Source organism: Pedobacter sp. Leaf176, assembly GCF_001424305.1.
In the GTDB taxonomy this organism is placed as follows: Bacteria; Bacteroidota; Bacteroidia; order Sphingobacteriales; family Sphingobacteriaceae; genus Pedobacter.
Genome location: NZ_LMPD01000001.1, coordinates 1,115,781 through 1,138,136, shown reverse-complemented (window position 1 = coordinate 1,138,136; position 22,356 = coordinate 1,115,781). Strand labels below are relative to the sequence as shown.

The 22,356-nt window shown below is 39.1% G+C and carries 16 protein-coding genes; 4 read left to right on the top strand and 12 right to left on the bottom strand.

Translation table 11 applies throughout. The annotated features are described in order from the left end of the window. Positions 1-24 precede the first annotated feature (24 nt). Positions 25-714: an ABC transporter ATP-binding protein gene (locus ASF92_RS05190; protein ID WP_056088758.1), complete on the top strand. Its 690-nt coding sequence runs from the start codon at positions 25-27 to the stop codon at positions 712-714. Further along, on the top strand, positions 692-3,247 hold the full coding sequence (locus ASF92_RS05185) for an ABC transporter permease (RefSeq protein WP_231729743.1): 2,556 nt from the start codon (positions 692-694) through the stop codon (positions 3,245-3,247). The genes ASF92_RS05190 and ASF92_RS05185 overlap by 23 nt, the downstream gene beginning before the upstream one ends. 7 nt (positions 3,248-3,254) lie before the next feature. Here ASF92_RS05185 and ASF92_RS05180 read toward each other — a convergent pair whose 3' ends face one another. Further along, entirely contained in the window at positions 3,255-3,578 is a 324-nt protein-coding gene (locus ASF92_RS05180; RefSeq protein ID WP_056088752.1) for a hypothetical protein, read from the bottom strand. Positions 3,579-3,837: 259 nt separating this feature from the next. Between ASF92_RS05180 and ASF92_RS05175 the strand changes: the two genes are divergently transcribed. Then, positions 3,838-4,671 (top strand): DNA adenine methylase, encoded by an 834-nt coding sequence (locus ASF92_RS05175; RefSeq protein ID WP_056088749.1) that lies wholly within the window; start codon positions 3,838-3,840, stop codon positions 4,669-4,671. A 986-nt stretch (positions 4,672-5,657) separates the two neighbouring features. Here the strand turns inward: ASF92_RS05175 and ASF92_RS05170 are convergent. The 4 genes from ASF92_RS05170 to ASF92_RS05155 form a co-directional block, all read right to left on the bottom strand. Continuing rightward, positions 5,658-6,143, bottom strand: a complete 486-nt coding sequence (locus tag ASF92_RS05170) for a hypothetical protein (RefSeq protein ID WP_056088747.1) — start codon at positions 6,141-6,143, stop codon at positions 5,658-5,660. Between the two features lie 93 nt (positions 6,144-6,236). Next, positions 6,237-8,690, bottom strand: a complete 2,454-nt coding sequence (locus ASF92_RS05165; RefSeq protein WP_082489447.1) for a TonB-dependent receptor — start codon at positions 8,688-8,690, stop codon at positions 6,237-6,239. Positions 8,691-8,713: 23 nt separating this feature from the next. Further along, positions 8,714-10,609, bottom strand: coding sequence for a M56 family metallopeptidase (locus ASF92_RS05160; protein ID WP_056088742.1), 1,896 nt, complete (start codon positions 10,607-10,609; stop codon positions 8,714-8,716). A gap of 25 nt (positions 10,610-10,634) precedes the next feature. Then, a complete protein-coding gene (locus ASF92_RS05155) occupies positions 10,635-11,027 on the bottom strand; it encodes a BlaI/MecI/CopY family transcriptional regulator (protein ID WP_056088739.1) in 393 nt (130 codons plus the stop codon). Positions 11,028-11,204: 177 nt separating this feature from the next. On the opposite strand from ASF92_RS05155, the gene ASF92_RS05150 reads away from it, so the two are divergent. Next, positions 11,205-12,572, top strand: coding sequence for a hypothetical protein (locus tag ASF92_RS05150; RefSeq protein ID WP_056088736.1), 1,368 nt, complete (start codon positions 11,205-11,207; stop codon positions 12,570-12,572). A gap of 362 nt (positions 12,573-12,934) precedes the next feature. On the opposite strand, the gene ASF92_RS05145 is transcribed toward ASF92_RS05150, so the two are convergent. The 7 genes from ASF92_RS05145 to ASF92_RS05115 form a co-directional block, all read right to left on the bottom strand. After that, positions 12,935-13,336, bottom strand: coding sequence for a heme-binding protein (locus ASF92_RS05145; RefSeq protein WP_056088733.1), 402 nt, complete (start codon positions 13,334-13,336; stop codon positions 12,935-12,937). Positions 13,337-13,391: 55 nt separating this feature from the next. Next, on the bottom strand, positions 13,392-14,243 hold the full coding sequence (locus tag ASF92_RS05140; protein WP_056088731.1) for an NAD(P)-dependent oxidoreductase: 852 nt from the start codon (positions 14,241-14,243) through the stop codon (positions 13,392-13,394). A gap of 43 nt (positions 14,244-14,286) precedes the next feature. Beyond that, on the bottom strand, positions 14,287-14,745 hold the full coding sequence (locus ASF92_RS05135) for an NUDIX domain-containing protein (protein WP_056088728.1): 459 nt from the start codon (positions 14,743-14,745) through the stop codon (positions 14,287-14,289). Positions 14,746-14,749: 4 nt separating this feature from the next. Continuing rightward, positions 14,750-15,829, bottom strand: coding sequence for a calcium:proton antiporter (locus ASF92_RS05130; RefSeq protein WP_056088723.1), 1,080 nt, complete (start codon positions 15,827-15,829; stop codon positions 14,750-14,752). A 129-nt stretch (positions 15,830-15,958) separates the two neighbouring features. Further along, positions 15,959-17,449 (bottom strand): redoxin domain-containing protein, encoded by a 1,491-nt coding sequence (locus tag ASF92_RS05125; RefSeq protein ID WP_056088720.1) that lies wholly within the window; start codon positions 17,447-17,449, stop codon positions 15,959-15,961. Between the two features lie 163 nt (positions 17,450-17,612). Then, the gene (locus ASF92_RS05120; RefSeq protein WP_056088717.1) at positions 17,613-19,001 is read right to left on the bottom strand and encodes a RagB/SusD family nutrient uptake outer membrane protein; all 1,389 of its coding nucleotides are present in this window, start codon (positions 18,999-19,001) and stop codon (positions 17,613-17,615) included. 10 nt (positions 19,002-19,011) lie between these two features. Then, positions 19,012-22,305, bottom strand: a complete 3,294-nt coding sequence (locus tag ASF92_RS05115) for a SusC/RagA family TonB-linked outer membrane protein (protein WP_197413229.1) — start codon at positions 22,303-22,305, stop codon at positions 19,012-19,014. Positions 22,306-22,356 lie beyond the last annotated feature (51 nt).

The window sequence follows — 22,356 nt, the reverse complement described above, 5'->3', positions numbered from 1 at the left end:
ATCAAAAATTAAAATCTTCAGCCATTGGAAACCATACTGAACATCCGAAATGTAAGTAAAATTTATCAAAGTGCAGGCCGTGAACTTACCGTTTTAAATAACGTTAATTTCTCAGTTAAAGCGGGCTCTACCGTATCAATTATCGGTCCCTCCGGAAGTGGAAAAACGACACTACTTGGCCTATGTGCAGGCTTAGATCAGGCCAGCACAGGCAGTGTTGAACTCAACGGCATTGTTCTGGATAAACTATCGGAAGATAAAAGGGCAGCAGTTCGCAACCAGTATGTTGGCTTTATTTTTCAGAATTTCCAGCTCTTACCCACCCTTACCGCATTGGAAAATGTAATGGTTCCATTAGAATTAAGAGGCGCAAAGAATATTAAAGCTCATGCACTTGAATTGTTAGACAAGGTTGGTCTGGCAGACCGGGGTCACCATTACCCCATACAACTATCGGGCGGGGAGCAGCAAAGGGTTTCACTGGCAAGGGCATTTTCAAACAGTCCGGCGCTATTATTTGCCGACGAACCGACGGGAAACCTGGATGCGGAAACCAGCGACCGGATCATTAAGCTTTTGTTTGATTTGAATAAAGATGCAGGAACAACATTGGTTATTGTGACCCACGACCCTGATTTGGCTGCCAAAACAAACCGGGTGATCAAAATGAAGGGCGGATTAATCCTAACAGATGAAAACCCGAGTTATGCTTAAGAGTATGCTTCCAAAACAACGTTCTTCGATGGCGTGGTTATTCAAAATGGCTTGGAGGGACAGCCGTAAAAACCGTTCGAGACTATTCTTATTCCTCTCTTCAATTATTTTAGGCATCGCAGCCCTGGTTGCGGTATATTCCTTTAAAGATAACCTGCAGAACGACATCGACCGACAGGCAAAAGAATTAACAGGCGCCGATTTAATTGTTGAAAGTCGTAAAACGGTAAGTAAACAAACGCTGAAATTGCTCCAAACAATGGGCGATGATCGCGCATCGGAAAGCACCTTTGCGTCGATGGTCTATTTTGTTAAAGATGGAGGAAGCAGGTTGGTACAAATGAAGGCGCTGGAGGGCAATTATCCTTTTTATGGTTCAATTGAAACGACCCCAGTTACAGCAGCTAAAGATTTTTTAAATGGCAGGACTGCTCTGGTTGATAATACTCTGATGCTTCAGTTTGGGGCGAAAACAGGCGATTCAATAACTGTTGGCGACTTGACTTTTAAAATTGCAGGTGCCCTGGACAAAGCACCCGGGCAAACGGGCATTTCATCAAGCATTGCACCGATCGTTTACATTCCACTCAAATATTTAGACAAAACAGGCCTGGTGAAAACCGGCAGCCGCATTAACTACAAATATTATTATAAATTCAACCGCGCAAATGAACTCGATGCCGTAATTAAAACCCTGCAACCAAAACTGGAAAAAGAAGGTCTGGATTTAGACACAGTCGCGGAACGAAAAGAACAAACTGGCCGCTCCTTCAGGGATTTAAACCGATTTTTAGCTTTAACAGGGTTTATCGCCCTGCTACTCGGATGCGTTGGTGTAGGTAGCGCAATCCATGTGTACATACAGGAAAAGTTATCCGCTATTGCAATATTGCGTTGCCTGGGTTTAAAGGCTTGGGATGCCTTTCTGATTTACCTAATCCAGGTGGCCTTTATCGGCCTTTTGGCTGCCATAATGGGTTCAGTTTTGGGCACACTGATACAATTTCTCCTACCAATTGTTCTGAAGGATTTTCTGCCTGTTGAAATCACCATGCAGATTTCCTGGCCTGCTATCGGACAAGGCTTATTACTCGGATTGGTTATTTCCGTTTTATTTGCATTGCCATCATTACTATCGGTAAGGAATATTTCACCATTAAATGCCATCAGGGCAAATTTCGAAGGAACGGCAGCAAAAAAACGGGACTACTTAAAAGGCTTGGTGTATTTACTGATGGTAGCCTTTGTAATTGGTTTTACGTACTTACAGACGAAAAGCTGGGTTCAAACCATGGCCTTCACTTCCGGGCTATTAATTGCCTTTCTCTTACTGTTGTTATTTTCAGCTGTGCTGATGTTTTTAGTTCGAAAGCTAATGCCAGCATCATTAAGTTATTTATGGAGGCAAGGCTTTGCCAACCTGTACCGTCCTAACAACCAGACTTTAATGCTCACCGTATCCATTGGCTTATCAACAGCTTTTATCTGCACGCTTTATTTTGTTCAGGGAATTTTGATAAACCGGGTTACGCTTTCTTCGGGCGCTACACAACCAAACATGGTCTTGTTCGATATTCAAAGCACACAAAAATCAGCAGTATCCAATCTGACGAAATCTTATAAATTGCCTTTAATGAACCAGGTTCCGGTGATTACGATGCGTATTGAAGAGATTAATGGAAAAAAAGCCGGTGCAGACAGCACAAATAAAAGGGCTTTTAGAAACGAAATCCGCGCGACTTATCAGGATACTTTAACCGCAGCAGAAAAAATTGTAGACGGAAAGTGGGTTGGAAAAGTAAATGGCCCTGAAGATGTCGTTTACATTTCATTGGATCAGAATTTTGCACGGAGCATTAAAGTTAAACTAAACGATAAAATTGTTTTTAATGTTCAGGGGATGTTATTACCGACAGTGGTGGGTAGTTTAAGGGAAGTAAACTGGAGCAGGATGCAAACCAATTTTCGCGTAGTTTTTCCGTCGGGTGTATTAGAACAGGCACCTCAATTCCATGTGCTGATGACCAGGGTTCCAAATAGTGAGGCATCTGCCAGTTTTCAGGGTGCCGTGGTGCGTAAGTTCCCGAACATATCGGTTATCGATTTAGGATTGGTTTTAAAACTTTTGGATGAATTACTCGGAAAAATCAGCTTTGTAATTCAATTTATGGCTGGTTTTAGTATGGTAACCGGATGGATAGTTTTAATATCTGCCGTGTTGACCAGTAAAAATCAGCGGATAAAAGAAAGTATTTTACTGAGAACGATTGGCGCGAGCAGGAACCAGATTCTTGCGATTAACGCAATAGAATATTTCTTTTTAGGTTTATTCGCGGCCGCTGCAGGTTTAATTCTTGCATTAAGCGGAAGTTGGGCCCTTGCAAAATTTAGTTTCGATGCTTCGTTTTCACCACCCTTGTTCCCAACACTTTTACTTTTTGGCAGCGTCGTTTTACTGGTTGTAATTACGGGTGTGTTAAGCAGCAGAAGCATATTAAATAAACCACCGCTGCAGATTTTACGAAACGATTAAGCTAATTTTAACGGTGTACCCTGATTGGATTATAGGCAATAATGTATTCAGAATCTGAATGCTGTGCACCAAATGCATTAATCGGGTCATTCGCAAATACTGGTGTAAGGTTCAATATGTCTTTCACAAACTCCGATAATTTAAGCAGTGAACCTGCAGTTATCTGGGTTGATACCGTTGGATAGTATTTCTGTTCAATTTCTGCTTTTTCCTGTTCATTAGCCAGGGTAACTTTCCAGCCCTCATCTTTTTTGAAACCGTGCTCTTTAGTTGCGCTATTTATTGCGTAAGCATACATTTTTGCCTGAAATTCTATTTCCTGATCTTTCATATTTATAATTTAACCGACAAGCTTCTTATCCAAAGCCATCTTATTTGCTCAATCCTGGTATTTAAAGAAAATCTTGTATTGAAAAGAGATGGTTTATCGCTTTAGCAGATTTAATTTTTCGGTCGGAGAATGCGACCTTCCTGATTTCTACAAATTTACTCAAAATAAATGGGAGCTCGGTTTTAAATCATAATTAAATTTTGGAGGATACTTAACAAAATCATTATCTTGCCCGCTAATATTTTTAGTAAAAATTAGCGTGGCAAAAAATAAATTAATAGCACCTTTTTTAAAATGGGTTGGCGGGAAAAGACAAATTATGCCATCTATTGAGGCTTTAATACCCAAAAAATATGCTGATTATATTGAACCATTTATAGGTGGAGGCGCTACCTTATTTCACCTCCAGCCAAAAAATGCAATTATTAATGATTTCAACAGTGAGCTTATAAATGTTTACTCAACCATAAAGAACCACTTAGCCGAATTACTGGAAGATCTGAAAAAACATAAAAATGAAAGTGAGTATTTTTATGAAATCAGAGCCCTGGACAGAAATCCTGATTACAACTCCTTAACAGCTGTTCAAAAAGCATCAAGGATAATTTATTTGAACAAAACCTGTTTTAACGGATTATACAGGGTGAATAGTTCAGGAGAATTCAACTCGCCTTTTGGAAGGTATAAAAATCCGAACATCATAAATGAACCGACTTTAAAGGCCGTTAGTGACTACCTGAACTCAAATAATATTCAGCTCATGAATGGAGACTATAGTTTGGTTTTAAAAAAAGCCACTGAAAATTCATTTGTTTATCTTGATCCTCCCTATCATCCGGTTTCTGAAAGCTCAAACTTCACCGGATATATACAAGGTGGCTGGGGAGATAAAGACCAAATCAGGCTACGGGAAGCATGTGACGAATTAAACGCCAGGGGCGTAAAATTCTTATTATCCAATTCAGCAACTGATTTTATTAGAGATCAGTATAAAGACTATCAGGTAAACCTAATTAAAGCAAACCGGTCTATTAATTCTGATGGTGAAAAACGTGGAGAAATAGACGAGGTTTTAGTGCGGAATTATGAGTAATTCAAAGAATAACATGGCTTCGGAAATTTTTTCAATAGAGATGGCTTGGTTAAGCTTTATTTTGTCAGTCTGAGCTTGTCGAAGACCGTTTACTGAAAAACACAAAATATATGGCTTCGACAAGCTCAGCTTGACAATTTTTTTTGTGTTTTTGCTCAAGCTAATGACGTTGCACTCCCCGCGCTAGCGAGGAACAAACATACTGTTGGGAAAAAAACCGTTATCTGTTTTATTTCATAAAAGAGGCTGTATCAAATTAAAATCTACCTTTAAGGTCGTAATCTTATTCCTTTCCTCCGTCATTCTCGCGCAGGCGGGAACCACGATTGCTCAGCGAAGCTAATCTCAGCAATAGCATTAGTATTCGCAATTAAATTGGGAACGACGACGTATCGAAATATAATCTGCTTTGAGTCAGCGTAAATCTTTTTGAGACAACCTCTTTTTGTTTTAAAACCTGACACCGTTAAATCAATCTAACTCAAGCTTTAGGATTTGGACTAAGTTGTGCCTGCTTTTAACCACAATTACAACGGGGTACGGTCGGACACAATTGTCATAAGCCCGACGAAACCCCGACATTAGTCCGGCGAAAGTCCGACATAACAGTTATGTGTTCCATTTCGTCAAATCGTCCTTTCGACCGCAGTGGAGAAATCTTTGGGATGTCTAGATTAAATTTACACTATAAAACAATGTTACTGCTATTTGTTTACAGTAGAATTTGTTGTTACTGTATCTTGTTTTGTATAGTCCTGATATAGCTTTACATCAGTCCCGGAATTACTTGGCATCCTCCTGAATGGAACATAACATATCCTATTACTGGAATACGTTTACAATAGAAGAGTGTTCCTATTATTTGTTTACAATTGAATGGTCAAGCCAGAATTCCGCTACTCAGAACAATGGGTACCATGAAGATGTATAATGGCAACACGCTGGATAAATTGGGTTATCAATTAGATTGAGGAATAAGAAAATAGCTATATCTCTAAAGCCTTCATAATCAAATCCAATTCCTTCACTGTTTTACCTTTTGAGAAGTTTGCTGCGTACTCCGGTGTCAGATTTTCAGTTAATGCCTGATGCATGCCTAGCCTTTTAATTCGCTTCTTTAAAACAGCATGTTCTTTATTTTCTTCGGCTACTATACCTGCGTAAATGACCGTAAACCAGGTATTCATTTCTTCTTCGTCTCCGGCATAACTTTCCGCAAGAATATCTATCATTTTTAAAATGTCCAGGCTGATGGCTTTATCGGTTGGGTTGTAGAATTTTATAAAATCGTTGTAGATTCTTTGGCAGGAATATACTTTTCCCAATTCCTGAAGCCGGCTAAAATATTCGGCATCTGAAGGCGGATAACGCCGGCTTCCTTTTTTAGTCAGGTAAACACACCAATCATCGAAGCGCCCCCTATCAAATTCAATCAGAATGTGGCTGTTTATTATTTTAATTAGTTCTGCCATTCCAGCTAATTTAAGAATTTATATTAAACCGGTTTGAAAGAGGTTTCAATATATCTTCAAAAAATGCTTTGGGAATTTTTTGAAGATATAATGCTAATTCTTAACTCTGTTCTTTTCATCATCAGCGCCAGATGCTTCATGCTTTGCAGGTGATGAAAATGCCTTTCCGAAACGATAACTATAGCTTAAAACGACAGTCCGGCTATCAGACCGGTTTGTCCAGTTTGCATCAGTTGCGGCCAGGTTATTAATTACCCCTACGATAACCCTGTTTCTGAAAATATCGGACGCAGATAATCTTAAGGTACTTTTAGCCGATAGTTTTTTCTGAACAGCAGCACCAAATTCATGAACTTCTCCGATTAAGAACTGGACGTTTGAAAACTTGCTCTGGTACCTGAAATTTGCTTCTGCACTCAAACTCGGACTTATTTTAAACTGAAGGTTAGGATTTGTACTAAAATAAGTTCCGTTAGTAACGAGGTAGCCTGTATAAAAATTAGTTTTAGAAATTACATTAGCGAGTTCCATATAAATATGTGTGCTCAACCACTTCGTAATATCTAAATCCGTTTTTAAAGAGATATTTTTTACTATTCCTGTACCAATATTTGCTGGTCTGCTATAATAAGTTCCGTTTACAATTTCAATGGTTTCACTAACCTCATCTTTAATCCAGCTATAACCCACCGTGGTCGTAATTTTGTTCATAAAAGTGTGGCTAAGTTCCAGACTCTGGGTGAATGCAGGTTTTAGAAAAGGGTTTCCTACATAATATGTGAACTTATCCAGTGGCGAATAAAAGGGATTTAAATCCTGGTAATATGGTCTGTCTATTCTTCGCCCGTAGTTTAGGCCAATTTGATTATTGCCTGCTGTATCAAGTTTGTAAGATAAATACGCTGTCGGGAATAAACTTTTATAAGTTCTTTTAAAAGACGAATCTGCTTTAACCAGATTGCCTAATTGGTGCCCGTCGGATACTGTCGTTTCAAACCTTAAACCAGCCTGCAATGATAAACGTTTACCTTCCATAGTCATATTTACATAGGCGGCATTAATGTTTTCCTTGTAAATGAATTGATTGGTTTTTTCATAGTCAATGGATGTATTCCCATTTGCAGTGTTCAGATAATTCGCAGCATTATTGGTTTTGGTATAACTGGTTTTCAAGCCCGCTTCTAACTTCCACAATTCGTTAATTGGTTTAGTATAATCGGTTTTTGCGGTATAAATATCGATATCAGACGGCAAATCACCGGTTAACAAATCCTGTGATTTTAGCCGCATATCAGGAAAATAACTGTAATTATAATAATTTTGATTCGTTTGATTTCTATAGTTCAGGTAATCTAAATCGAAGGTTATATCACCATTTTCCTTATCAAATTTATGCCTGTAATTCAGGTTAAAGGCCGCATTTTTATAATTTATATCATCGATATTTTCTGCCTTTATTATCGAATCGGGTTGCTTTATTGAATTCAGTAAATTACTCGTATTGTTATTAACCTGTGAGGATTTTCTGCTCATACCAGTAAATACAAAACCCCATGTCGTTTTTTCAGTCTGATAAAAATCCAACCCGGCCTTGGCACTGAAAGTGTTTCCATGTCTTTTAAAGTAAGAATTCTGGTTGAAAAAATATTTAGGTGAATTATCAGGATTTTTGTAAATCCGGTTTAAATCCAAATCGGTAAAGCTGTTGTTCAGATTATGGCTAAAATTGCCAAATATATTTATTTTGTTTTTTCGGTAATTCAGGTTGACGCTGTTGTTTGACCGGGTTAATTCACCTTGATTTATACTCAGATTCACACCTCCGTTAAATCCTGAAACCTTATTCTTTTTTGTTTTTATATTAATAACCCCTGCATTGCCGGCAGCGTCATATTTAGCTGGTGGATTGGTCATGAGTTCTATCTGTTCCAGCGACGACGAAGGAAGGGAACGCAGGTAACTTTCCAAATCTGCCCCGGAAAGATAAGTTGGTTTATCGTCTATAAAAATGTTTACGCCGTTTTTTCCTTTTAAGCTAATCAATCCATTTTGATCCACATTTACCCCCGGCGATTTTGAAAGCACATCCAGTGCTGTCGTTCCTGCATTTGAAATCAAGGCATCTACGTTAACCACCATCCTATCTATCTTTTGCTCAACGAAAGCCTTCTTGCCGCTAATATTTACGGTACCGAGTTGATTTGACGTTGGCACCAGTTTAATTTGATTCAGATTAATTTCAGGATTTGACGGGCCTAAATCTTTTAGCTCCGTTTTATAGACATTATATCCCATAACTGAAATCCGCAATTGGTATTTACCGGGCGCAATGCCTTTAAAAGTAAAATTGCCATTGGCTTCGGTAAGGATTGTTTTAAGCAGGACAGAATCTTTGGCATTGTATAAAGCTACGGTTGCAGCTTCTATAGCTTTTGCACCTTCATCCACTACGACGCCGTGAATTTTCAATTCTGGTACCTGAGCTTGTACGGAAGTAAAGGCAATAGTTATCCATAGGGCTAAAAAAGCCATTAACTTATTCTTCATAAAATCCTGGGGTCAGTTTATATTTAAGGCGTGGTTACCGTTGATGAATTCGTTTCATATTGATAAAGCAGGGCTGCATTATTCCGTTGCAGGAATTTGCTTTTGTACTTTTTATGGTAATCTTCCGTCTGCTTGACACCGTTAACAATCAGGGCATTTTTATCCAGTTTGTAAGAAAGTTTGTTTTGATTCTTGATGATGCCATCTTTAATCATATCCTTTATAATGGATTTATAATCGTGCACGTCAGAATCCGTGCTCGTTATGGATTGGACTGTTCTTTGTGTACCTGTTTTAGTTTTTGTTTTTGATCCACGCTCTTGTCCTTCCTGATTTCCATGTAGTGGGGGTACTGGTGGTGCTGCCGGTGCTGCCGGACTGGATGGTGTTGGAGGAACATTAAAATCTTGGTTGTTATTTTTGTACAGCTCCGCATTTTTTATTGCTATTTTGGCATCAATCTGGGCCTGATGTGCCTGCTTTATTGCAATTTTAGTGTTTATTTGAACCTGATTTGCCCGTTCTTGTGCAATTTTAGCGGCTTCAAGGTTCTTGCCATTGCTATGCATTTTGGCTTCCTCATATGCAATTTTAGCATCTATCTGGGCTTGAAGTGCATCTTGTTTTGCTACCTTAGCATCTTCAGCAGCAATTTTAGCATCGTCGGCTGCTTGCTTAGCATCTTCAACAAATTGTTTAGAATCAATAACAGCCTGTTTGGAATCAACCTGGGCTTGCTTTGCATCATTTATTGCCTGTTGCCTGTCTGAATTGGCTTGTTTCCTTGCAATTTCAACTTGTATTTTCTTTTTTGTTGTATCCTGAAATACTTCACTGTGAGAACGTGAATTATTTCCCATGGATTTACCGGATTCTGCAACATTTTTAAATGCGGCTGAGCAAATAACAACCGAAACTAAAGTAACGGTTAATATCGTTTTTTCCATTTTATTTAAAGTGGTTTTAGTATCGAACAGCATTCGGCTAATGCGGTTAAAAAGATGGTTTTTTTTGCCCGTAACCGCCATAGCCAATGATGGCGCATTCAGTTGAAATTCCTGACAAGTGATTAGTGCCTTCACATAACTTCGCTTATCTGCCATTTGCGAAACCGCCAAATCATCGCAACAGTTTTCACGCTCTTCCCTGATTAATTTCGAAATCCATAACACCGCAGGGTTGAAGAAAAACACAATTTCTATGAAGCTTTGCATCAGGTTTACCAGGTAATCCCTTCGTTTTATATGTGCAAGTTCATGACAAAGAATGGCTTCAACCTCACTATCCGAAAGTCCATTTAGCAAGCCAAGCGGGATCAGAACCAAAGGTTTAAAATGGCCAACAACCATTGGAACCTGCGCCATTCCGGATTGCAGAATATTCACTTTCTGACTGATGCCTAGCCTATCAGAAAGCTGGCTTATTTTCTCATCCCATTTACGGCCGGCTGCATAAACCTTATTATGTTTAAGGTGACTGATGCCGTTTAACCCAACAAGCAGTTGCGCACTTTTAATACAAATGATAAAAAACCATACAACGACAATTTGAGCTGCATAAGCATTCCATATGACCATAATCTGATTGAATCCGGTCACAAAATCAGGGCTGCTAATCATTTCAGATCGGTTGGCCTGAACCCCATTTTTTATCTCTGCAGAAATAACCTGAGTTTCTGAGCTTAATGAGTCCAGAGCTCCTAAAGCGTTGTAAAATAATATAGAAATCGTTAAAACGAACAAGGAAAGGCTGGCGGTTAATAAATTGTATCGTAGAGCTGCAGAAGTTTTCCTGGTTGAAAATAAGATTATCGCAACAATAAACGACAGGATTACACCCAGCCAGAGTGAGTGAAAAAGAGTGGCACCTACCGCATGAAGCCAGTTTGACGGTAAAAACTTTGTTAAATTAAATTCCATAATTGTGGTTCTTAAGAATTAATAATTATTTTTCATAGCTATCTAATAGCTTTTTAATTTTATCGATGTCTTCTTTCGAAGTATTTTCGTTGCCTAATAACTGCATAACCAACGAAGAGGCCGAACCTTTGTAAAGTGTATTTACAAACTTGTCTAATAACTGATTTTTGGTTTTGGACTCCGCTTCTACCGGGATGTAAATGTGCTTCATCTGACTTTCGTCGCGCTTCAAAATACCCTTGTCTGTCAGAATCTGCATTTGTTTTAAAGTGGAAGTATAGTTCACCTCTCTTTGTTCATTGAGTTTATCATTCACAAAACGAACGGTCGATGGCCCGAATTCCCATAAAACCTGAAGGATTTCCAACTCCGCTTTGGTTGGTTCAGGCAGATTGTTTTCAGAACTGTTAGCTTTCATAATTCAAAGGTACGATATTTTTCGTACGAAGCAAGTATTATGATTTTTTTTTTAAAATTTCTTCTGGTGTATATGTCTGTAGTGTTATAAACTAATTATGTAAGATATTTCTGAAATCATATAAACCCTCCCGGGGGCATTGGATTAATTTTGTTAATTATTTAATCATCCCGAAACATGAAAGTGAAATTACTACTACTTAGCTTTATTACATTTTGGATTCCGCTCATATCAAGCGCACAGCACGAAATGCATATGCCTGCCAATAAAGATTTTGTTGTAAAAAAAGCAGATACCGCGATGGCCGGAATGGATCACAGTATGCATCCTATGCAAATGCCAATGAGTCATTCCTATTCATTAAATCTACCCATGAGCAGAAATGGTTCAGGAACATCCTGGTTACCTGATGCTTCACCAATGTATGGATTAATGATTCATTCTAAAAAATGGATGTACATGCTTCATGGAAATATTGCATTACGCTATACCAATCAGGATATCGGCAATAAAGGCGACAGGGGCGATAAAAAATTCGATGCACCAAACTGGTTTATGGGAATGGGACAGCGCAAAGTCGGCGAAAATGGACTGTTTCATTTTGGCGTTATGTTGTCGGCTGATAGACTGACGGAAGGCGGAAATGGTTACCCTTTGCTTTTTCAAACCGGAGAAAGCTGGAAAGGTAATCCTTTAGTCGATAGGCAGCACCCGCACGATTTATTTTCAGAATTATCAGTTGCCTATACTTATGCTTTTTCAAAAAGATCAGATCTAACTTTTTACCTTGGTTACCCTGGCGAGCCAGCACTGGGCTCTGTTGCATTTATGCACCGCCCTTCTGCTTTATCAAATCCGGATGCGCCAATTTCACATCATTGGAATGACGGCACGCACATCACCTTTGGTGTTGCAACCCTCGGTTACCGATACGCCAAATTTAAAATCGAAGCTTCATCTTTTACCGGAAGAGAACCTGATGAAAACCGTTTCGATTTTGACAAACCGCGTTTTGATTCCTACAGTGGCAGATTATCTTTCAATCCGAATAAAAACTGGGCTTTACAGGTGTCGCATGGCTGGATAAAGAGTCCCGAAAGTTTGCATGCAAATGAGAATGTTAACAGAACTATTGCTTCAGCTATTTACGCTTTGCCGCTAGGCGATGAGCGAAATCTGAACGCGACAGTACTCTGGGGATTGAATAAAGTGAAAAACCACGAGGGAGAAAACGCAGTTCTACTGGAGGCAGCTTACCGGATAAGGAAATTTTCAAGCTATGGAAGATATGAGTGGGTTCAAAAGTCGGCTGAGGAATTAAATCTCGGCGAAACCTTGTACGTAGCAAACCTATTTGGGGTGAATGCTTTAAGCCTCGGTGTAAATTATGATGTTGTTAATCTGAAAAAGTTCAGAGGTGCAATAGGCGGTCAGGTTTCATTTTACCATACCAGTACTGCGTTAAACAACCTGTATGGCAAAAACCCTATTGGTGCGCAGGTATTCTTCAGGATTTATCCGGCATTAATGAAAATGCCCCGGTAAATTTTTGAGGAGGCGGCTATCTGGAAATCAGTTATCTTTGAATTTGTCGCGTTGAGTTTCCAGAAGATTCGGGTTATTTGCCGAAACCTAACGTTCATTTTCCAATTTCTTCGGCAAGTTGCCACTGACAGCGTCAAATAGAAAAGTCGTCATCCGATAGTTATCGGATGCGAGGAGGAATGACAAAGCAATCTTTTATGTATGTTCCATACAACAAAGATTGCTTCGTTGGGCTGAAAAAGCCTACTCACTATGACGACAGCAGCAGGAAATTTAGTTCTCTTAAATTCTCCCGTTGCTGTATTGATTTTTATAGAATTTTTATCCCTTAAGATATCACCACATTATGAGACAGCCTCATTTTATTTTACTGCACCCGCACCTGCTTCTGCAACGGTATGATCATCCTCAACTGTACTTCCCGAAACCCCTACGGCACCAATGATTTCTCCTGAACTATTTTTCAGAATTACGCCTCCAGGAAAAGTAATTAATCCTCCGTTGGAATGTTCAATATTGAACAATGGCTGACCAGGCTGAACCAGCGGTGTAAGTGCCTTGGTATCCATTTGAAACCATGCCGCTGTTTTGGCTTTCTTGACTGATATATCAACTGAACCGATCCAGCCGCCATCCATATGCACAAAAGCAATCAGATTGCTTCCGGAATCTACCACAGCGATATTCATTTTAGTTTTCAGTTCTGTAGCCTGCTTTTTAGCGGCAGCGATAACTGATTCTGCTTGCTCTAATGTAATGTTCATATTATATTGATTAATTGAATGATAACAAGTTAATCGATATAATGTTTAAACCTGTTTACTTTAGCGTCTTAATAATTGCAATGATGTCTTCTTCTCCGAGTTCAGCTTCGGCATTTTGAAAGCTTCCGAATGCGGCGTTAGCCAATGGAGAAGACAGTCCTTCTGCTTTTGCCAAGCCTAAATCTTTAACAATGTGTTTCAGCGCAAAGGCAGGTTTGAAATTATTCTGCAAAATTGCATCACCTTTGATTGTGGTAAACAGATTCCCTATTGCAGCATTATTTATCAGTTCAAGCAGCCCTTCGGTTTCAACACCATTTTGATTTGCAAATACGATTGTTTCGGCGAGTCCCTGAGCATATAGTGCAAGTAAAGCATTAATGGCTAGTTTTGCATAATTTCCTGCTCCATTACCGCCAATCAGCATGACTAGCTTTCCCAGCTTTTCTAAAACAGGTTTTATCTTTTCAAAAACAATCTCATCTCCGCCAACCATGATTACAAGTGTGCCGGTTTCAGCCTGCTTTACACTTCCGGATACAGGTGCATCCAAATAAAAGGCTTCATTTTTTTTGCACGCCGCAGCTACATCCTTGCTAATGCCTGGTGAAACAGTACTCATGTTAACAATGATTTTTCCTGCTATGTCACCAGCAAACAGACCTTCTTCGCCTTTGAAAATTTGGTTAATGGCTTCGTCATCCGAGACCATCACAAAAATAATATCAGAATTATTTAACAATTCTTTCGGTGTTGGTGCCGTGAAAGCGCCTGCATTTTTTACAAAATCTGCTTTATCCTTACTCCTGTTATAAACCGTAACGTAATGTGCTGCTTTTATGAGCTGCGACACCATTGGAATGCCCATGTTACCGAGGCCAATCCAGCCTATTTTCGTTTTTTCCATTTACTAATATCAGATAATATTATTTTATAATTGCCAAGATAGCTTAAACCGAAAGCTTATCAAGAACTTGTTTAAGAAATGAAATCTGCATTTCATTAATCAGCCTGGCAGCCGTATTGTATTCAAACCAGCCGGCCTTATCAACTTCAGGAAAGCTTTTTTTATTACCCGACCTTGGAGGCCATTCGATTTCGAAAGTATTACTAATAAAATCAGACACATCCACATCGAATTCTACAGCCCAGCAAAACACTTTTTTACCTGCTTTTTGCGTGATGGGATTTAGCTCTACATAATCGCCGGAAGGTGTAAATCCGGTCTCTTCTTCAAACTCCCTTATTGCAGCATCCAGAGGTTGCTCATTTTCTAAAATCTCACCTTTGGGAATGGTCCACCATCCCGCATCCTTCTTTGCAAAAAATGGCCCTCCCGGGTGTACTAAAAGAAATTCTGGGTAAGTATTTGTTCTCCTGAATAGTAATAGTCCTGCACTCAACTTCATTACGTTATGGTATTACGGTATAAAAGAGGTAAGAGGCAAATATGACTAGTAAGACAATGCCTTGTTGTACATTGGTTTTACCTGTAGTGAGCGTAAAAATCAGCGTTAAGGTAGATAGCAAAAGTAATACTGTCGACCTCGCATCTATCCCAAGTACGAGTGGCATTCCTATGTAAATCGAAACAATCGCAACTGCAGGAATTGTTAAGCCAATACTAGCCAAAGCAGAACCCAGTGCTAAGTTAAGACTGGTTTGTAAGCGGTTCGCTCTAGCAGCTTTATAAGCCGCGAGTCCTTCAGGCAGCAGAACTATGGCTGCAATGATAACTCCAACCAGTGATTTTGGTGCACCAAGATTAATCACGATATTTTCCAGGTCGTAAGACAAATATTTTGCAAGCAAAACGACAAGAACCAGACTTATGAGTAAGAAAACCAAACTTACTATCGCCGTTTTGTTGTTAGGTGGCGGTGCATGTTCATCTTCAGATGTCGAATCTTTGGGCAGAAAATAATCTCGGTGCCTCAGCGTTTGCACAAAAATAAAACCACCATAAAGTATCAAAGAAATAATCGACACAAAGATAAGCTGACTTGTACTATATACTCCGGCAGGTCCGCTGATTGTAAAATTTGGTAAAATTAAAGTGAGTATAATAATAGCCAGCAAGGTTATTAAAGCAGTATTTATGCCGCTAAGTTTATAAAACTGCTCATTGAACTTAATACCGCCCTTCAGGATGCAAATGCCGACAATTGCTGTCATTATTATCATAACAGCTGCAAAGACAGTGTCCCTGGCCAGTTCATTTACACCTTCACCACCGCTTAACATTAAAGAAACAATAAGTGCAACTTCAATTGTAGTGATGGCTATAGCCAAAATAATCGTTCCAAATGGCTCACCTACTTTGTGGGCAATAACTTCTGCATGATGCACTGAAGCGATTACATTTCCAATGAGCACAAATGCAAGGACAATTTTGAGGTAAACACCCAAATCAAAACCAGTGAATAAATAGGTAAGTATACCCAAAACTGGAAGAAGCATGGTCCATTTTGGTAAAGTAAGCGTTTTATTCATAACACCGAACGAGTTTAAAACCTAACAAAAAAAGACCTTAAGAGTTTTAGTTATGCGCTAAGTGAAAAAAAAAGCCTTACCAAAACAATTTGTTCTAGTAAGGCTCATCTTGTTAATGGAGATTGTTTTTTACGATTTAGCTTTAGCCATATCAATCATCATGGTCAGTTCATCAACTGCGGCTTCGTTACTACCATCAAAACCGGTCAGTTTAAATCTTATATTTCCTGCACCGTCAATTACAAATTTTGCTGGAATACCCAACACATTATAACTGCTGACAACGTTATTCTTTTTTGTTTTCGCATCTTTCATATCCATCAGAACCTCAAAACTGTAATTCATATCATTGATAAATTTCCTGGCATCATCTGTTGGATTGGCTTCTCTTTCCCAGGTGTGGATAAATAAAAACTTAATGTTTGAATCCTCTTTGTATTTGTTTACTGCCATTTGCATTGCCGGGAAAGATGCTTTGCAGGGACCACACCAGGTTGCCCAGAAATCGAGAATAACAATTTTGCCCTTATAATCGGTTAAAGAGACACTTTTACCATCCAAATCTGTTAACGTAAAATTCGCTGCAGGTTCATTTACCATTTCCTTTGTCAGCTTTTTGCTTAGCGCTTCCAGGTAACTTTTTCGTATTGAGGAGGCATAGGCTTCATAACCGGCTTCACTACCTTTCAGTTTAACATACAGTTTCTTAAAATCGGCTGCCATTAATGGGTCAGCTTTACCGGCCTTAACAACTTCCTCCAATTTGTCATAAGCTTCCTGATCTCTTTTTAAACCAATCAAGATTTGTGCATAGCGATAATTCAGTTTCGGATCCAGATTTGTTGCTTTTTTATAAGCTATTTCCGAATACTTTAACGCCTCACCATATTTTTTCAGATCGAAAAGGATGTTGGCATAGGTGCTGGTTAAACCCGAGTAACCTGATGCTGCAAATTTAGCCCAGTTTTCATTGCCTTTTTTTCCGTCGATATAAGAGAATGCATTATCCATGGCCATTTTAGCATAAATTTCTGCATTGGCCAAATCACCATTTTTATAAAAGGCTGTTGTAAGACCAGAATATCCATTCCCTTTCCAGAAATCTTCTTCCAGCATTCTGGCGTAAGCATTTGCTTTCGCAACATTTTTTTCGGCGGCAAACTTATTGGCAACTACTGATCTGATATAATCATAATCTAAACGATCGGCTACATTGTTATTTTCGTATTGCTCCGGTGGAAATTTTTTAATCCATGCTTTGTAAGCGGCTTCAGCTTCAGCTGCGGTTTTTAATTCATAAATCCCTCTTGATGCCTCATTCCTTGCACGCGTTCCCAGAGGAAACCGCACCAATAGATCTGCATAAAGCTTTTCCGATTGCTTAAGGTCACCCAATTGATAATAATAGTTTGCGGCAGTTATAACCGACTTCTCTCTATTTTCTCTTGCCATTACCGAGAGTTTTGCCTTCAACAACTGCTTATCCGCTGAATCTTTGGAAGAGATTAAGCGGTTAAGGTATTTCATTGTCGTGTCTACTGTCGTTTTTTTCTGTGCAACTGCAATATTTAAGGTATTGACCAGTAAAAGCATTGCGCAAATCGTTTTTAAAAATTTCATATCGTTTTTTGTATTTATCAAAAGTTTAACCCAGGTATTTTATTATAAATTATCACCTTAAGCCCTTCAAAGGAATTAAAAATTCTTTTGGAATATTTCGAAGGGCCGTGGACGACGAACTCAAATAGTAAGTTTATTTATATAAAAATTCAAAGCTAAACCGCTAGTTATACCCAGGGTTTTGCGTTAAATTATTGTTTAAATTGATTTGGCCTAATGGAATAGGAAACAATTGAGCCGTTGTTTTATAAGTTGTTTTTAATGCCCCTAAAACAGCGTCAGTTGTACCTGTTCTTTTTAAGTCAAACCACCTGTTGGCAAATTCGCCGAAAAATTCTAATTTTCTTTCTTTTGCAATTGCAGCCAAAAGTGTTGCCTGTGTTGAAGCTGTTGTGTTGGCCAAACCTGCCCTGGTCCGGATTATGTTCAAATCGCCTTGCGCGCCGCTAACATTGGTTTGTTGTGCCCTGGCCTCCGCACGAATCAGGTAGAGCTCTGCGAGCCTGAACAGCACGGTATATTCGTTGCCGACCGTAGCCGCAGTAGCTGTTTGCACTTTATACTTGTTAAGTCTATAATATTTAATTGCATTAAAAGTTGTAGAATCAACCCATGCAATTTTGCGACTGTCGTTTAACTCGAAATCTTTTGTAAAGTTATTGTAGAGTACGTAATTCGGCGGTGCAACATTATTTGCAGAACTTGTTGTACGATAACCAGAGAATGCTGAAGCGCCAAAAAGGGTTGATAACTGCAAAATGGTTTCCGGGCTGCTGTTACTAAAGGCATTGCTTACTATTGCCATGCTATAAGTTCCGGAACCGATTACCTTCGTTGCTTCTGCTTCTGCATTTACATAATCTTTGTTGTATAAGTAAACCTTTGCCAATAAAAATGTTGCGGCCCATTTGTTAGCCCTAACCTTTAAAGCAGCTGTCCCGACATAGTTAGCGGGCAGAAGATTTTGAGCATCTTTTAAATCTGCCAGAATTTGTGCATACGTTTCCGCAGCACTAGTCCGTGGTTTATTTGCATTATTCAACTCAACCGGGTCTGAACTAATAGGCACGCCACCAAAGAAGTTAACCATGTTAAAATACATCATGGCCCTGAAAAATTTTGCTTCGCCCGTTAATTGACTTTTTACAGCAGCAGAAATGCCAGCCGACTTATTTACACCGTCAATAATCAGGTTGCATTCACGAATAACCTGATAAGGGTAATCCCAAAGATAAGTTTGTGATGTAACGTTATTTGATGGAATTACATTCTGGGAAAACTGGATTAAATCGGCTGAGGATGTTGTATTCTGTAATTCGTCGGCCGAAAGACCGCCGAGCCAGGTTACATATTGTAATGAATTAACAGTGGGATAGTAAGAATATAAAGCTAAGGTTGCACTTGTCGCCGAAGCATCGCTGGCAAAAGCATTATCTTTCGATATCAGGTTTGTGGCGATATCGGCTTCAACGAATTTTTTACAGGAAGTTAAGGCGATTGTAAACAGCACAAAAACCATAAACCTTTTGATACATATATATGTAATTTTCATATTATCTAAATTAAAATGAGCAGTTTAAACCAAAAACAATTGTACGTAATTGAGGAGTAGCGATATACTGACCTGTTCCAAGCGCTGAACCTGTTCCGGGAACGGTTGTTTCGGGATCATAAGTATATTTCTGTTTTGCCCAGGTATACAAATTTTGCCCCTGAACGTAAATACTAAGATTAGCCAATTTTAGTTTCTTGGTCAGTTGTTTTGGGAAGCTGTAATTTAAGCTGACTGTTTTTAGTTTGAGATAGGACGCATCGCCCCAATTTACATCAGAAGAAGAAAGGTTTCCATAGGAAGGATCGTTCACTGTAGATGCCGCCGGGAAAAGTGCTATATCGCCTACTGCAGCCCAGCGATTTAACAACGCAGTGCTCACGTTACTGTAATTTATGCCCGCCGGATTAGAACTTAAAGTTGAATTTAATATTCCATAACGATGGTTATACTGGAACATGAAATCGAGTGAGAAATTTTTATAGCTCACGCTGTTATTCATTCCCCCGAAATATGGGTGCCCATAGTCGCCGATATACCGGTCGCCTGCAAAGCTGATAAGGCCGTCGCCGTTTAAATCCTGGTAAGTGGGTAATCCTGTTGCAGGATTCACACCGGTATATTTGTAGAAGCGTCTGATATCCGTTGGTTGCCCGACAACATAAGTACTGGCATAAAATGTATTTGCAAGATTATCAAACTTCATCAACTTATTTCTGATAATACTTAAATTGAGGTTTGTTGTCCACCTGAAGTTTCCTGAAGCCACATTAATGGTAGTTAATTCAAATTCAAAACCTTTAGTCTGAACAGTAGCATCTAAATTGGCTGTATAACCTGTACTACCAGTTTGCGACGGTATGGTGATGAAGTTGAGCAAATCAGAAGCACGGTTACGGAAATAATCTGCTTTTAATAAAATCCTGTCCTTAACAAAGCCTAGTTCTAAAGCGATGTCGAGCTTCTTATTGGTTTCCCATTTTAAATCCGGATTTTGAATGTTGGTTGGAATTATGGTTGTAGCACCATCGTAGTTCGAATTGGTTCCTGAAGTAGAATAAAGGCTTAGGTATTGATAGTTTGGAATCTGATCATTACCCGTAACACCATAACTCGCCCTTAATTTACCAAAGCTCAACAAAGTTAAATCTTTAATGAAATCCTCTTCTGTAAATATCCATGATGCACCCACTGCACCAAAATTTCCAAACTTATTATTATCACCGAAACGCGATGAACCATCTCTTCTGAAAGTTCCGTCAACAATGTATTTTCCTTTCCAGTTGTAATTCAAACGTCCAAAAAAAGCATTGTATTTATATACACTACCTGCGTTTGCTGAAGTGCTGACTGTTGATGCACCTGCAAGAGAATAAAGTAAACTTTCATTGCTGTATCCGGTACCAGTTAAATAAATACTTGTCGCATTGGTTTTCTGAAAGCTTGTACCAATTAAAGCTTCCAGATTCCCTGCGCCAATCTTATTTGTATATACAATCTGGGGTTCGATGATGTAATTGTCGTTATTATTATCCGTATACGTTAAGGTACTTACCCGGGAGTTTGCAGGATTTTGTGAACTTGCCGGATTAATTTGCTGTTGCTTGAGCCTTGTTGTAGTATAACCTAAATTTGCTCTGACAAGTAAATTCTGCAAAATTTTATAAGAAAGATTTAAATTGGTAAACAAGTTAGTGGTTTGCGCTTCTGTTCTTTTCAGATCATAAGAAAGCGGACTTGTAGAGGTCCAGTTTACCGATCCGTTTGCATTGTATAAAGGATAGTTGGGTGCAAGCGCATATATACCAGCCAGATCTGTATTTGGCAGTAGATTTTTCATGTAGGCATAGTTTACGGAACCATCTATACTGAATTTTCCATCTATGCTTTTATGCCCTGCGTTCATTCTGCCGGAAAATGTTGTTGCCCCATAATCACTTCCGTAAACCGTACTTTGCTTACGATATGTTGAAGAAAAAAGGAAAGAGTTCTGCGCATTGCCCCCGGAAACTGATCCAGTTAAATTAGTTGTATGTGCGGTATGTCCAATAAAATAATCCTGCCAGTTGGTATAAGCATTCTGGTCCCAAGTGGTTAAATCTAACGCATTTGCAGCCGTTGGCGTAACGCCGGAACGGGCAAAAGCAGCCCTCCGCATCGCCAGGTACTCCTGTGTGTTCATCATTGGAATGTAATTCGCTACATTAGCAACGCCACTGTTCAGATTAAAATTATAAGTCGTATTTCCCTTACTGCCTTTCTTTGTGGTGATTAAAACAACACCGTTAGAGCCACGTGAGCCATAAATGGCGGTAGCATCTGCATCTTTTAAAATATCAATACGTTCGATGTCTTCCGGTGCAATCATACTAAATGGGCTTACAGCGCCATTAGCAGCACTCGCACCAAAGGCATTTAGATTATCAGTGGCAGGTTGCGCTCCATTAAAAAGTGTGAAAGGAACACCATCAATTACATATAAAGGAATAAATCCGGCACCTGAAAGCCCGGTGAATGCACCCCGGATATTCATCCTTACGCCTGCACCAGGCAAACCATTATCTTGCGTAATTTGTACCCCGGCAATTCTGCCTTGTAATGCTAATAGCGGATTTTCAATGGTTTGTTTTCCGATTTCATCAGCCGTGATGGAACTTACCGAACCGGTATTGTTCCGCTTTGTTGTACTTCCATAGCCAATTACCTGTACCTGATCCAATGAAGAAGCAGAAATAGTAAGGCTGATATCAAGTAAACTTGCAACACCACTTTGTAATAAACCCTGACTAATTTTCAGTTCTTTAGTTTCATAGCCAATGTAAGAAATCACTAAAACATCATTTTCTTCCAGATCGAGAACGAAAGCGCCTGTAGATCCGGTTATTGCATATTTTTTCGTTCCTTTTACTGTAACTGTTGCACCAACAAGCGGGTTTTTATTCTCGTCAACAATTCGCCCGTTAAATCTGGATGATGTAAAGATCGCGCTGATTTTATCTAGAAAAGAAGGTTTTTCTTTTTTAATGAGAATGGTATTTTGCTCTATTTTATAAGTTAGCGCCTTATCTTTCAGAATATGACTTAACACTTTTTCCAAAGGTACGTTTCTAAAATTAACGCTTACTTTAGTCTCATCATTAAGCATATTTGTAGCATACAAAATTCTGTATCCGGTTTGCTTTTCAACTTCTTTGAATAAATTGTCTATGGTAACGTTTTTTCCTGAAAAAGTTAATTTTTGAGCGAAACTGCCGGCACTAGCATGCATGATTAACGTAGTCATGATGATGATGGTGAGCTTCATAGTTAACAGGATTTTTTTGGACAGGCAGGTCAAATGCCTTCCTTGATAAAA